Genomic DNA, 13,215 nt, shown 5'->3' on the forward strand with positions numbered 1-13,215 from the left:
CCGAAGCCGCCACTTAAGCCGATCGGCTCCGGGCCTTTGATGCTCGCTCGCAGAAATCCTTGCGAATCAGGGCTAGGTCCTTTTCATCAAGCTCCTCGAGGTCCAGCAGTTCCTCGCGCGCTCCTTCGAGCCGAATGATCAGCTCGTCGAGTTTGATCTGCATCGCCGCCGTGTCGCGGTTTTGGCTGTTCTGTATGATGAAGACCATCAGGAATGTAATGATTGTGGTCGAGGTGTTGATGACGAGCTGCCAGGTGTCGTTGAAGCCGAAGATTGGGCCAGAGACAGCCCAAACCAAGATGATGGCGACGGCAGCGAAGAACGTCACAGGTTTCCCGGTCCAGGTCGCAACCGCCTGAGCTAAACGTGTGAAGAGCGAAGCACGATTGTGCTTGCTGGGACGATGTTCATACTTTGTGGTCATGAGTACCCCCGAAAAGAGGCGCCGCGCTGAGCCCGGCGCCTCCGCGTTCACGCGGCCTTTTTATTCGTCGCCGTGATGCCGAGCTGCGAGAGGACCTTATCCGTCTTCGTTTCCTCGCTAAGCGTCTGATCGAGCAAGGTCACCGCGTCCTTGTGGCCCAGCTGCTGCGCCCATGCCTTCAGCGTTCCATAGCGGGCCATCTCGTAGTGCTCGACCGCCTGGGCTGCGGCAACCAGGCCGGCATCGAGTGCCGGGCTGCCCTCAAACTCCTCGATGATGCTCTTGCCTTCCTCGATGATGCCGAGGATGGCGTCGCAGGTCTTGCCGCGCGGAGCCTTGCCGATGAGATCGAATACCTCGGTGAGGCGCTCGACATGCCCTTCGGTCTCGTCGCGATGAGTTTCGAACGCCTTCTTGAGTTCCGGAGACTGCGCTGCCTTCGCCATCTTTGGCAGCGTCTTCAGGATCTGCTTCTCGGCGTAATAGATGTCCTTGAGCGTGTCCAAAAACAGGTCGTCCAGGGTCTTTTCTTGAGCGGCCATGATCTTCCTCCGGGTTGATGATGGCCGTCAAACCATCTCGGGCACCGCGAGTTCCCGCAGTCCGTCTCTAACGAAATATCACAGCTCAAACCGTCTTTTTTTAATGACTGATGGCGCCTTCCGCAGTGGCGCGTCCTGCTTAGGCAAAGTCTCGAATCGAAGCGAACAAATGCCCGATGCAGACCCATTCGCCATTCTCGAAGACACGCAGGCTATATCGCGAGCGGAGATGGCTTTGGAAATTGCATGGAACTACGTGGAAGTAGGCATCGCACCGGCTGACAAAGTGTGGCACCGTCGGCGTATGCAGTTTGTTGTGATATCGCTTGCGCTTGATGGCGGAGATGATGCGACCGAATTGGCGCATCGAGTGATGCGACGATTTCAGAAAAAGCCTTACCGCCGAACCTGAGCTTTACAGACGATGCGTCGCCCGCCATATCTCGACATCGAGAACAAGCTGGATTAGCGCGCTCCTCGGGCATGCCTTCCGGGGTGCCGGTTAGTTGCTCGATGCGCTCCAGCCCGAGAATCCGGCAAAGCGGATGATGGTTCCCTGCGCTTAAGAGGCGGTCGCAAATGGTTCGCACGAAGCGCCTCGCGATCCTGCGAGCGCAAAATTCCTAGGCACCGAAGCACGTCAGTCGTCGCACCGCGTTAGCAATTGACGGGCCGACTCAATCAGGAAGTAGCACTCGGTTGCCGTCGTTATCCTTGCATCTCCCGATACAGCTCGCGCTTGATAGGGCTATGGCGGCGGGGCGGCAGTTCGGCCGGCTTTCGCACGGCAACCATGAGACGCCTCACACAACAGGGACGCTAGACGCTGTACGGACCGCGTGCATGCGGAGTTCCCAAGCTCCAGTGCCGCTCTATCATCGCAGCAATCTTGGCCATCGTTATATGATATGCGAGTCGGGAACAGGAACCCCCGGCCGATTCTGTATTCCTCCAAAAATGCGAGGAATCCCATGCCGAAATATCGTTTCACCACCGAAGAGGGGAACCGGGTGGACCGCGACGAGAAGCCCCTGGATTTTCCGAATGAAAAAGCGGCCAAGGAGGATGCTCAGCGAGCCCTCGCCGATAGCCAAGGACAAGTTGCCGGATGGCAATCGCTTTGATCTGAGAGCGCGGGTCGAGAATGAGGCCGGCCAGGAAGTTTACCGCGCCTCTCTGAAGTTCAAAAAAGAGAGCGACTAAGCGCGCGGATTTCCTTCAGACGCCGTGCTCGCTCCTGATGCCGCGGCCAAGCCCGCCAAATCGCCGGCGCCGCCTCTCGCTTTTTCCTCCACGTACTTCAGTCGGGTCGCGGCGGTGTTCGGGAGCCCACGAGCCCGTAGCCAATCCAGAAATTCGTCCGGACGGATCGTGACAATCTGAAGCGCTCGCCCGTGAGCGAGCCAGGCGTTCATGACTTCTAGCGCTGACGCATACCAGACTTCATAATCGCTTGGCATGTCGTCATGATCGTCGGCGAGCTCCCACATGCGCTGAAAATCAGCGCGCTCGTACCACGGCAAGACTGCCGTGTACGTCTCGACTGTCGGTTTCACTTGAGGGCCAATCGTTCGCGTGCGACGCGAGAAGTGAGGAGCCACCGCGATCAAGCGCGGGGGACAGAGGTTTTTAGCGTTTGGGCTTCGCCTTCCGCTCCGTGAGAAGGTAGTTCTGAGCTTCGCGGCTCAGTACCACCTGAGCACCGTTACGCCTTGCCAAGCGCTCTGCAGCCTCGATGGCCTCGAACAGCTCGGGAGACTGTCCGTAGTTGGCGCCGGTGACATCTCGTGCTGCCCATTCAAGGCCGACGCGATGTATGCTTAGCACACTGGACATTCGATGACCCCGGCGCTCCAACGTCAAGGAACGCCCGGAACCTTTTAATGTTCCTAGCAAGCCACGCCGTTGGCCTAAACATCAAAGGCTCTTAGGCCGCGAGCGCCTGGGTACGCCCGGAGACTGCCAAGTAGCGGTCGCTGAAATGGGTCACGACGAAGCGGACCTCGGTGCCGTCCTCGCAAACCCCGGTGGCGCCGCCCGAGGTATATGAGGCTGCCAAGGAGGCAGGTGCCCATCGTCTGGGGACATGTCAGCTTGTTCTCGCCGTGGGAGTTCAACATCGCTCCGGCCGCGCGGCCATCCAGCTTCTCATCTCGCTTCCGCTAGTCTTGATGACGGTGCCGCCTGCCGCCACCGATATCCCGCTGAAGCGCGGATGAGCGACCTCCAACCCTAAGTCCGCAGGCGACATTTCTAATGAGCACAGAAAGAGACTTGTCTAACGAGTTCTGACATCGGCCATCCCCCGCGCGTCGAGAGAGCGCAGGCTGGCGCGGGTCGGCGTGGCTAGCGTTGGAACAGGCGGTACTCGTTGACTTGCCGGTAAACGATCCCCGGCGAAAGCACGGTCGAAGGCAAGTGCCGCAGATTGGGCGAATTCGGCGCGTGCTGCGGTTCGAGCGCGACGCCAGCGAAGGCGCCATAGTTCGCCCCGCCAAGTGCCGGCACCGAGAGCGCGAGCTTGGCACCGTCATAGAGCTGCAGGCATGGCTGCGTCGTCCAGATTTCCAGCGTCACACCGCTGACCTCGGAGGTCAGCGTCGCTGCCCGCGCGAGTTCCAGCCCCGAGGCGGCGTCGCGTTCCATGGCATCGCGCCGAAGCAGGAAGCAGCAATCGTAGCGGGGTTGCGCTGCCCCGGCAGATGCAGCTCCGATCGATCGGAACTGCCGGAAATCGAACGGCGTGCCGCCCACATACGCAATCGATCCGTCCGGGATGAGCTCGGCATCGGTCGTCAGGACCAGATCGCTGTCGATCTGCAGGCGATGGCTCAGCACGTCTGCCTCATCGTCGAGCTTGAAATAGGGATGATGCGCCAGGTTGAGGATCGTCGGAGCATCGGTCGTGGCCGAAAATTCGATGCGCAGCGTCGCGCCGTCGTTGAGGCTGTACCGACACCAGACACGGACCGTCCCCGGATATCCGGCATCGCCGTCCGGCGAAACCAGCGCCAGTTGCGGACCGCTCGCCGATTTCGACGAAGGTCCAGCGCTGCTTGCCGAAGCCGTCATGGCCTCCGTGCAGCGAGTGACGACCATTCTCATTGAGGGGCAGCTGATAATCCTGGCCGCCCAGTGAGAAGCGCCCATGCGCGATGCGATTGGCAAATCGGCCGGCGACGGCGCCCATATGGGGCGAATGTGCTGGATAATCCTCGAGGCTCTGCAAGCCAAGGACCGCTCGCCGGCAAGAGCCATCCGCTGCCGGCACGCGCAGATCGCGCAAGCTGGCGCCGTTGTCGATGATCTCGGCCTCCATGCCGGAGGGCGAGCGCAGCGTCACGCTGCGAATTGGCGGGCTGCGCTCAGTCATCGAACGGCTCCACGATATGGCGGCGGCCGAGCATGAAGGCATCGGCAACAAGCGCCAACGGCGTGAGGTCGACTTCGCTGCGGCCTGCGCGGATCAGTTCGACGAAACGGCGATAGATGCCGCGATATTCCTGCTCAGGCTCGTCGACGAGCAGGTCCCCTGCAAAACTCAGCCTCGCTGCGCCCGAGGAGAGCAGCAGCACCCCAGCATCTGTCTCGATCTCGATCGACCAGGTTTGCTCGCCGCTCTGGCGGAAATCGAATGCGGCGCGGATCGGAAGGCTCGAGGGACTCGCCAATTCGATGTCGGCGGCGATCGGCGCCTGTCGATTGGCCGGAAACGAAAGCTCCGCTCCCGTCGCGAAAACCGGCTCCGGCAGAATTTCCGTCAGGATCGAGAACGCGTTGATGCCGGGGTCGAAGACGCCGAGGCCGCCGGGTTCGAAGATCCAGCCCTGCCCGGAATGCCAGACCCGCACGTCCTCCTTCCAGGTGATCTTCACGGCGCGTGCCTTGTGCTGCGTCAGCAGCCGTCGTGCCGGCACGACGGCCGGGGCAAAGCGCGAGTGCCATATGGCGAAGAGCGTCCGCCCGCTCTCGCCTGCCCTCGCCAGCATCGGGGCGAGCTCGCCCGTCGTGGCTCCGGGCGGCTTTTCGAGCAGCACATGCTTGCCGGCGGCGAGCGCCGCAATCGCTTGAGCGCGACGCGGTTGCGGCGGCGTGCAAAGTGCGACGGCCTCGATGTCCGGAGCCCGCTCCAGAAGCTCCTCCAGCGTCGCGAAATGCGCGACGCCATTGAGACTGGCATGGCGGCTGGCGACGGCCACCACCTCGATGCCAGCTGTCGCCGCGATGGCTGGCAGATGCTGCGCCTGGGCGATCTTGCCCAGACCTACGATCGCAAGGCGTATCGGCGTCACCACTTCGGCACTCTCCCAATCGAAACGGATCGCAGGGGCAGCCCGGCCTTGGCAGCCGCCGGCACCCCCACTTGCCGAGGATGCCGAATGAGGCGCGCGACACTGGGAGCTTCGGGCTGTGACCGCAACCGCAAACGCACAGGCGGCGCACGATCGACGAGCCGTATTGACACCGGCAGAAACACGAATAACCTCTCACTAACTCGTGTTAGATTCCGATTTTAGAGAAAAACTCGCGGGAGTGAAGACGCAGAGTGGCGACGCGGCGAGACAGAGCGAGGACGACGAGCGCGGAAGTCGCCAAGCTTGCCGGCGTATCGCGGACGACGGTTTCTCTCGTTCTCAACAACCGCAGCGGCGAGATCGGCATCTCGCCCGAGACGCGATCCCGCGTCATCGATGTCGCGACCAGCCTCGGCTATCAGCCGAGCCACGCGGCGCGCTCGTTGCGGCGCTGGCGCACGAACGTCATCGCGCTGCTGCTCTACACGCTCGACAGCTTCTACAACGCCGAAATCATCGGCGCGGCCCATGCCGCAGCGCTGGAGCGCGGCTACTCGCTGAACATCATGTCGGCCAAGTTCGACGAGGTGCAGCGCCGCGCCTATTCCCTGCTGTCGGGCGGCATCGCCGACGGCGTCATCGTCGCCGCGCCGCCTGCCGACCTCGCCGCCGATCTGAAGCGGCTTGCCGATATCGGCATGCCGATCGTGGTGATGCAGCACCACAGCCCTGATGCTGCCATTCAGGCCGTGCGCGTCGATCTGGAGATGGGAGGGCATGTTGCGACGCGCCATCTGATCGCGCTCGGCCATCGCCGGATCGGCCATATCGGGAGCGCCTCGCAGCGCCTGCTGAAACGCAAGGAGCGCTCGGACGGCTATGCGCGGGCGCTCGCCGAAGCCGGGCTGCCCGTCGATCCGGAGCTCATGGTCATGGCCGAGCCCAGCCTGGCCGGAGGTTTCGCGGGAATGGAGGAGCTGCTGGCCCTGCGCAGCCCCCCCACCGGCGTCTTCGTCTACAGCGATCAGATGGCGATCGGCGCGCTGCACGCTTTGCGCAAGCGCGGAATACGCGTCCCGGAGGAGATGGCGATCGTCGGCTTCGACGGCATCGGGCTGGGCGGCTTCGTCACGCCGGAGCTGACGACGGTCGACTATTCCCGCGCCGATATCGGCCGGCTGTCGGTCGAGGCGGTGATCGAGCGCCTGGAAGGCCGCATGGAGGCTGCGCGCGAGCAGATCCTGCCGGTGCGCCTCCTGGTCCGGGAATCATGCGGCCGAATGCTGAATGGAGGGCTTCGCCAGGAGAGTGCCTGAAAGCGCGCGCAGAAGCCGTGCACGACAAAATCAAGGGAGGGTAGAAGACAATGAAAAGCATCAATAGACGTGACTTCGTCTTGTCCGGCCTCGGAGCAGCGGCCGGCGCGAGCACAGGCATGTATTGGGGCGCAGCCAGCGCCCAGAGTGCCGTCAACCTGACCATGACGTCCTGGGGCTCGAATGCGGAAATCGCAGCGTTCAACGCGCTGATCGAGCAATACAAGGCGCGGAAGCCCAATGTCTCGATCAAGCTGGAGGTCGTGCCGAGCGGGCAATACTACCAGCAACTCGACACCCGCTTCGCCGGCAAACAGGCGCCCGACATCTTCCGCGCGCAGTATCAGCGGATCGGCCGCTACGCGCAGAGCGGCGCTGCCACCGACCTCTCGCAATATCTCGATGCCGGGTACGGGCAGGATTTCCTCGCCTCGGTCTGGCGCGCCTCGACTTTCAAGGGAAAGCCTCACGCACTGCCGCATCACACCGATACCTTCGCGCTGTTCTACAACGCCGAGATCTTCGAGAAGCTCGGGATCGACGCGCCGAAGAGCCTCGACAGGGCGATGACCTGGCAGCAATTCATCGCCGCCGCCAAGCTGATCAAGGAAAAGGCCGGGCTGAACTACGCCTTCGCCATGAACTGGCAGAACTCCAACGCCTATCGCTGGCTGATGTATCTCTACCAGCATGGCGGCCAGCTACTCGACTCCGATCTCAAAGCTCCGCAGATCAACACCAAGGAAGCGACCGAGACCGTCGCCTGGACCCAGAGCTGGTTCAAGGAGGCCCTGGTGCCGCCCAACACCTCGCTGAAGAGCTCCGAGCCGGTCCAGAATCTGTTCGCCACCGGGAAGATCGGCATGCTGCTGCATGGCGACTGGCAGATTCCGTTCATCCAAGACCAGGCCAAGTTCAAATGGGGCGTCACCTATCTGCCGCGCGACGTCGCCATGGCGGCCGATCTCGGCGGGAACGCTCTCGCGGTTTCCCGCGACTCCAAGAGCGCCGATACGGCGGCCGACTTCGTCAAGTTCATGGTCGAGGAAGAGGCGATGCGCAGCTTCGTAACGAAGGCCCAGTTCCTGCCGGTGCGCAAATCGCTGAAGGACAAGGGCTTGAACTACGACCTGCGCAACGAGGAGATGAAGGTCTTTCTCGAGCAGTCGGCAACCGTGCCCGAACACCTCGTCAGCACCATCGTTATGCCGAGCTGGGACAGGTTCAATGCCAGGCTGGCGGATGAGCTGGAACTCGCCTTCACCTCCGGCCAGGACCCGGCCGCGACGGTCGCGAATATCGAGCGGCATGTCCGTTCGGCGCTACTCGTCTGAGGGCAGGAGGATGGCTGTCGCGGAAAGGCTGAACGGACTGGACCGAGCCCAGCCCGCGACGGCCGCGCCCCTGCGCTACTGGCTCCAGGCCAAGCGGAGCCAGCTGACGCCGTACATGTTCATCGCCCCGAACATGGCGCTGTTTTCGGTCTTCGTCTTCTTCCCGCTGCTCTACGCCTTCTACATCAGCCTGCGGGAATGGAGCCTGATCGACACGCCGCGCTACGTCGGGCTCGAGAACTACGGGCGCCTGGCCAATGACGCGCTGTTCTGGCAGTCGCTGCAGAACACCGTGGTCTATTCGATCGCGACGGTGCCGATGAGCCTCGCCATCGGCCTTTTGCTCGCCGTCGCGCTCAATCGCGACCTCCTCGGCCGCACGATCCTGCGCAGCATCTTCTTTCTGCCCGTCGTGATCTCCAATGTCGCGACGGCGGTCATCGCCGCCTGGCTCTTCAACGACAATTACGGCGTAATCAACATGCTGCTGCAGCATGTCGGTCTGAGGCCGGTGGCCTGGCTGTCATCGCCCCGCTGGGCGCTGTTTTCCCTGATCGTCACCACGCTCTGGACCCGGATCGGCTTCTGCATGCTGGTCTACCTGGCGGCGCTCCAGTCGATCTCACCGACCTATTACGATGCGGCGCGGATGGATGGCGCCAGCCGGTGGCAGCAGTTCCGCTTCGTGACCTGGCCGCTGCTGCGCCCGGCCACCTTCCTCCTGCTGATCCTGGGCGTCATCCACTCCTTCCAGGTCTTCGACCTGATCTACGTCATGACCGGCGGCGGCCCCGGCTTTTCGACGACGATGATCGTCCAGTACATCTATCAGGCCGCGTTCGTCAGTTCCGAGATGGGCTATGCCAGCGCGATGGGCGTGGTCCTTTTCGTCGTGATCCTGCTTTTCACCCTGCTGCAATGGCGGGTGAACCGGCGGGTCGAAGATGTCGCATGAGGGCCCGGGCATGATCGCAGGAACGAACCCGCGCGCCCTGCCCCGGCGCCTCGAGGCCACGGGCATCTGGCTGCTCCTGGTCGCCGGCGCCGGCGTCATGGCCTTTCCGGTCTACTGGATGTTCGCCACCGCCGTGCGGCCGAAGGACGAGGTCTTCAGTGGCGCCGCCGGCCTGGTGCCCTCGCGCTTCGTCTGGAGCAACTTCGCCGAGGCGATCGAGCGCGTGCCCTTCCTTCATTGGGCGATGAACTCGCTGGTGATCACGGTGATCGCCGTGGTGATCACCGTGATCATCAACCTCCTCTGCGGCTATGCCTTCGCGAAATTTCGCTTCGTCGGCCGCGACATCATGTTCCTGGCGGTGCTCTCCGCGCTGATGATCCCGTTCCAGGTCATCATCGTGCCGCTCTTCCTGGTGGTCTCCGAATTCGGTCTGCTCAGCGATTATTGGGGCGTCATCCTGCCGCGCGCGGCAGAGGCCTTCGGCATTTTCATGGTGCGCCAGTTCATGGTCTCGATCCCCGACGAGCTCATCGAGGCCGCGCGGATCGACGGCGCAAGCGAACTGACGATCTTCTTCAAGATCGTCGTGCCGCTCTCGAAGCCGATCATCGCGGTGCTCGTGATCTTCACCTTCATGTGGCGCTGGAACGACTTCGCACTGCCGCTGATCGTGCTGATCAAGCAGGACATGTACACCGTCCAGCTCGGGCTGAACCTGCTGCGCGGCCAGTTCAATACCGAATGGACCATGATCATGGCCATCGCGCTGCTTTCGCTGGTGCCGATGCTGATCATCTTCATGTTCTTCCAGCGCTATTTCGTCCAGGGCATTTCCGGCTCCGGGCTCAAGTGAACCGTCCGCCGCCGGCGGGCGCAGTCAAACCGACGTGTCGAAAAGGAAAGTCCGGTGGTCAAGATTGCCATGATCGGTGCGGGCAGCGCCGTTTTCGTCAAGAACCTGCTGACCGACATCCTGAACTTCACCGAGCTCGGGCGCGTCGTGATCTCACTGCACGACATCGATCCCGAGCGCCTCGAGACCGGCGGCATGATGGCGCGCTGGACCGCCAGGCAGTTCGGCGCCGATGCCGTCATCGAAGAGCATCTCGACCGCAAGCGTGCGCTCGCGGGCTGCGACTTCGTCATCAACATGGTCCAGATCGGCATGCACGAAGCGACCATGATCGACTTCGACATCCCGCGGAAATACGGGCTAAAGCAGACCATCGCCGACACCGTCGGCATAGGCGGCATCTTCCGCGGATTGCGCACGATCCCGTTCATGCTCGATCTCGTCGGGGAGATGCGCGAACTCTGCCCGGATGCTGTGCTGCTGAACTACACCAATCCGATGAGCATCCTGACCTGGGCGGTCTACCGCGCCTTCCCCGAACAGTGCGTCGTCGGGCTGTGCCACAACGTCCAGCACACGGCGCGTGATCTCGCATCCTATCTCGGGGTCGAGCTTCCGCAGCTGAGCTATGATTGCGCCGGCATCAACCACATGACCTGGTTCCTCAAGCTCCAAATCGACGGCCGGGATGCCTACCCAGCCCTGCGGCAGGCGATGGCGGACCCGAACATCTACGCCAAGGACAAGGTTCGCTTCGAGCTGATGCGTACGCTCGGCTGGTTCGTCAGCGAGTCGAGCGAGCACAATGCCGAGTACACGCCGTACTTCCTGCGTCGCGACGACCAGATTGCCGAATACGACGTGCCGGTCGATGAATATGTCCGCAGGAGCCTGCGCAATCTCGATCGCTATTCCGAGACGCGTCGCAAGCTTCTGGCCGACGAGACCTTCCCGCTGGAGCGCAGCGACGAATACGGATCGCTGATCATCCGGGCCATGGTCACCGGCGAGCCGACCGTGATCTACGGGAATGTCGAGAATAAGCACCTGATCGACAATTTGCCGGAAGGCTGCTGCGTCGAGGTGCCGATCATCGTCGATCGGAACGGCCTGCGTCCCTGCCACGCCGGAGCGCTTCCGCCCGAACTGGCGGCCCATTGCGCCCCGCATGTCTTCGTTCAGGATCTGACTGTGCGCGCAGCGCTCGAGGGCGACCGCGAACGGGTACACCGCGCCGCCGCTCTCGATCGACATGCGGCGAGCGTCCTGTCGCTGAAGGAGACGCGCGCGATGGTCGACGAACTCCTGGCTGCTCACGGCGACGCCATGCCCAGATGGAGAAACGCCGCCTGATGGCGCGGCTCTTCCGGAGCGGACCGACGCCAAGCGCGCGCCAGGGCAAGAGCCTCTTCAAGGCGGGCTGATCGCTTGGGCCAATCGGTGATCGAACGGATCCAGCACGGCTGGTCGCCACAGCAGATCGCCGGCCGGATGCGGCTCGAGCGCCCTCCAATCTCGGTCAGCCACGAGACGATCTACAAGTTCGCCTATTCGGCCGATGGTCAGGCCCTCAAGCTCTGGCGGCATCTGCCGGAACACCGCGCGCGCCGCCGCCCGCGCCAGGCGCCGGCATGGCCAGCGCTTCAGCCCGGAACTGAACATCCTGCGCCGCCCGGACGTCGTCGCCGACCGCAAGCAGTTCGGGCACTGGGAATGCGATCTCATCCAGTTCCGTCAGAAGTTCGGCAAGGCCAATGTGACATCGCTGGTCGAGGTGGTCAGCCGCGTCGCCGTCCTCTTGCGCAACAATGATCGGCAATCGCGGCCGATCATAGAGCGGCTCGTCGGCGTGCTGCAGGCCCTGCCCCATCGCGCCGCCGCTCGATCACTTTCGACCACGGCACCGAGTTCACCGACTGGCCCTATCTCCAGGCCGGGATCGGGTCTCAGACCTGGTTCTGCGACCCGCAATCGCCCTGGCAGAAGGGTCCCGTCGAGAACACGAACGGCCGGGCCAGGAAATGGCTCTCGCGCGACGTCGATCCCCTCTCCCTCGCCGACCAAGAGCTCAAGGACATTTGCGAGCGCTTGAACACCACGCCGCGAAAATGAATGGGCTACAGGACACCGGCCGAGGTCTTCCGGGCCCAGATGCGGTCGGTTGGATCGGATCACACGGCCGCAAGTCGCGCTTCAGCGAGAACTCACACTTGCAATTGTTCGACTTATATCGACAGCCTCCCCTCGTCGTCGATCAGGATCAGGCGGGCAGGCGGAGCATCACTCCAAGTCCAGAGTACCAGGTTTAGATCACCCAATCCTGCTCCCGGAGCGAAGCTGCGGACCAAAAGGCCGTGATAACCGCTTCCCATTAATCGCCGGGCGAAGGATTGCGTTTGGGATACGCCATTCGCCTTCATCTCGTCGCGCCAAGTTGGCGCCATGAGCAAATCCGTGTCCATGCCCTCTGCAGCAATTGCGTCGACGTCGCGCGTGTCGAAGATCTGCTCGATCTCCGCTTCATAAGAGACGAGCGTGGTCGGCTGGAGGTTGCCGACTTGGTTCGCCTCGCGCAGCGCTGTCAGGACAGTCAGGGAGGTGTAAAGCGCCGGCATGCCCTTCGCATTGAACCGCCCTCCATACAGCTCAGCTCCGCGCCCTGAGAGCGGCTCGCGGGCAAAAACCGGATTGAGCGCGCGATAAAGCTTCCCTTGGTAGCTGATCGCCATGGTCAGGCATGAACGCCGGCATCAACTGCGTCTACGTAGTCGAGCACATCTTCGGCACGGCCCGCGCGTACAAGCTGCATAGCAGTTTGGCCGGAAAAGCCGGGTAGCGGCTCCGACCGATACCAAGCATAAGCAATCAGCGCTGATCCGAAGCGCGATTCAACTTTGTTGATTACCTCGACCATCTCCCGCAGTCGGCGCTGCGTCCGCTCCGACTGAACCCGATCCCGCCGCTGGACGGCGTCCTTGCCGAGGCCAGCCGTCCGGGCGACCTCTTCGCTGGTGGTGCGGAAAGCGTCCGCGATTTTGCGAGGAGCGAAGATGCCGTCATCAGCATATTGCGCGAGACCCATGATATCCTCCCTCGAGCCCGCCACTCATACTGACGCTATATCGCGTCAGTATGAGCGCATTGCAAGGGGCTGAACGAGCAGGCATACGCGAAGTGCTTAGCGATCTGGTCACGCGGTCCGAGCCGTCGCCTCACTCGACTCAAGAGACGCTGAGTTTGACACTACAGCGCATTGGTACTTGTCTGCCTCACCCAAGAAAGAGCCCGCCGCTGACCAGCGGCGGGCTCGTTGTGAGTGGAACCATAGTTTGCCTTATTGGCGCATCAACGCACCGCACTCGCGGCAGGCTTTCTTTTTGGCAGCGATGACCGGCTTCTTGAGGAAGGCGATCAAGCGGCTGACCGTTGGCTTCGGCCAGGTGCGGATGTTCGGGAGGCAGGTCTTCATGGCTGTGCGCCGGGCTCTCGGCGT

The 13,215-nt window shown here is 62.6% G+C and carries 13 protein-coding genes and 2 pseudogenes; 8 read left to right on the top strand and 7 right to left on the bottom strand.

The genetic code is table 11. From position 1 onward, the window contains the following. Positions 1–13: 13 nt before the first annotated feature. Positions 14–424 (bottom strand): low affinity iron permease family protein, encoded by a 411-nt coding sequence (locus tag AC1DDA_RS25090; protein ID WP_476797815.1) that lies wholly within the window; start codon positions 422–424, stop codon positions 14–16. 47 nt (positions 425–471) lie between these two features. Continuing rightward, positions 472–966, bottom strand: coding sequence for a YciE/YciF ferroxidase family protein (locus AC1DDA_RS25095; protein WP_441514052.1), 495 nt, complete (start codon positions 964–966; stop codon positions 472–474). Here AC1DDA_RS25095 and AC1DDA_RS25100 point away from each other — a divergent pair. After that, complete coding sequence (locus tag AC1DDA_RS25100) at positions 965–1,378, top strand: hypothetical protein (protein WP_476797816.1); 414 nt, start codon at positions 965–967, stop codon at positions 1,376–1,378. The genes AC1DDA_RS25095 and AC1DDA_RS25100 overlap by 2 nt on opposite strands. A 559-nt stretch (positions 1,379–1,937) precedes the next feature. Next, positions 1,938–2,090, top strand: coding sequence for a DUF6894 family protein (locus tag AC1DDA_RS25105; protein WP_441514050.1), 153 nt, complete (start codon positions 1,938–1,940; stop codon positions 2,088–2,090). 803 nt (positions 2,091–2,893) lie between these two features. Here the strand turns inward: AC1DDA_RS25105 and AC1DDA_RS25110 are convergent. The 3 genes and pseudogenes from AC1DDA_RS25110 to AC1DDA_RS25120 form a co-directional block, all read right to left on the bottom strand. Continuing rightward, the gene (locus AC1DDA_RS25110; RefSeq protein WP_476797817.1) at positions 2,894–3,025 is read right to left on the bottom strand and encodes a hypothetical protein; all 132 of its coding nucleotides are present in this window, start codon (positions 3,023–3,025) and stop codon (positions 2,894–2,896) included. A gap of 287 nt (positions 3,026–3,312) precedes the next feature. Beyond that, a pseudogene (locus tag AC1DDA_RS25115) lies at positions 3,313–4,381 on the bottom strand (aldose epimerase family protein). Further along, positions 4,332–5,258 carry a Gfo/Idh/MocA family protein gene (locus AC1DDA_RS25120; protein WP_476797818.1) on the bottom strand — a complete coding sequence of 309 codons (927 nt, stop codon included), beginning with the start codon at positions 5,256–5,258 and terminating at the stop codon, positions 4,332–4,334. The pseudogene AC1DDA_RS25115 and the gene AC1DDA_RS25120 overlap by 50 nt, the downstream one beginning before the upstream one ends. A gap of 254 nt (positions 5,259–5,512) precedes the next feature. On the opposite strand from AC1DDA_RS25120, the gene AC1DDA_RS25125 reads away from it, so the two are divergent. From AC1DDA_RS25125 to AC1DDA_RS25150, 6 genes and pseudogenes are all read left to right on the top strand, one after another. After that, entirely contained in the window at positions 5,513–6,577 is a 1,065-nt protein-coding gene (locus AC1DDA_RS25125; RefSeq protein WP_441514045.1) for a LacI family DNA-binding transcriptional regulator, read from the top strand. 50 nt (positions 6,578–6,627) lie between these two features. Further along, entirely contained in the window at positions 6,628–7,911 is a 1,284-nt protein-coding gene (locus tag AC1DDA_RS25130; RefSeq protein ID WP_476797819.1) for an ABC transporter substrate-binding protein, read from the top strand. Positions 7,912–7,921: 10 nt separating this feature from the next. After that, positions 7,922–8,866 (top strand): carbohydrate ABC transporter permease, encoded by a 945-nt coding sequence (locus AC1DDA_RS25135; RefSeq protein WP_476781018.1) that lies wholly within the window; start codon positions 7,922–7,924, stop codon positions 8,864–8,866. 10 nt (positions 8,867–8,876) lie between these two features. Then, positions 8,877–9,722 (top strand): carbohydrate ABC transporter permease, encoded by an 846-nt coding sequence (locus AC1DDA_RS25140; protein ID WP_476781017.1) that lies wholly within the window; start codon positions 8,877–8,879, stop codon positions 9,720–9,722. A gap of 54 nt (positions 9,723–9,776) precedes the next feature. Beyond that, positions 9,777–11,075, top strand: coding sequence for an alpha-glucosidase/alpha-galactosidase (melA, locus tag AC1DDA_RS25145; protein ID WP_441514041.1), 1,299 nt, complete (start codon positions 9,777–9,779; stop codon positions 11,073–11,075). Between the two features lie 108 nt (positions 11,076–11,183). Continuing rightward, positions 11,184–11,834: pseudogene (locus AC1DDA_RS25150) on the top strand (IS30 family transposase); the annotation flags it as partial. 113 nt (positions 11,835–11,947) lie between these two features. Here AC1DDA_RS25150 and AC1DDA_RS25155 read toward each other — a convergent pair. Both AC1DDA_RS25155 and AC1DDA_RS25160 read right to left on the bottom strand, forming a co-directional pair. Continuing rightward, positions 11,948–12,445 (bottom strand): RES family NAD+ phosphorylase, encoded by a 498-nt coding sequence (locus AC1DDA_RS25155; RefSeq protein ID WP_476781021.1) that lies wholly within the window; start codon positions 12,443–12,445, stop codon positions 11,948–11,950. Positions 12,446–12,453: 8 nt separating this feature from the next. Beyond that, the gene (locus AC1DDA_RS25160) at positions 12,454–12,804 is read right to left on the bottom strand and encodes an antitoxin Xre/MbcA/ParS toxin-binding domain-containing protein (RefSeq protein WP_441514040.1); all 351 of its coding nucleotides are present in this window, start codon (positions 12,802–12,804) and stop codon (positions 12,454–12,456) included. Positions 12,805–13,215 lie beyond the last annotated feature (411 nt).

The sequence above is a fragment of the Allobosea sp. 10N428 genome (genome assembly GCF_056394545.1).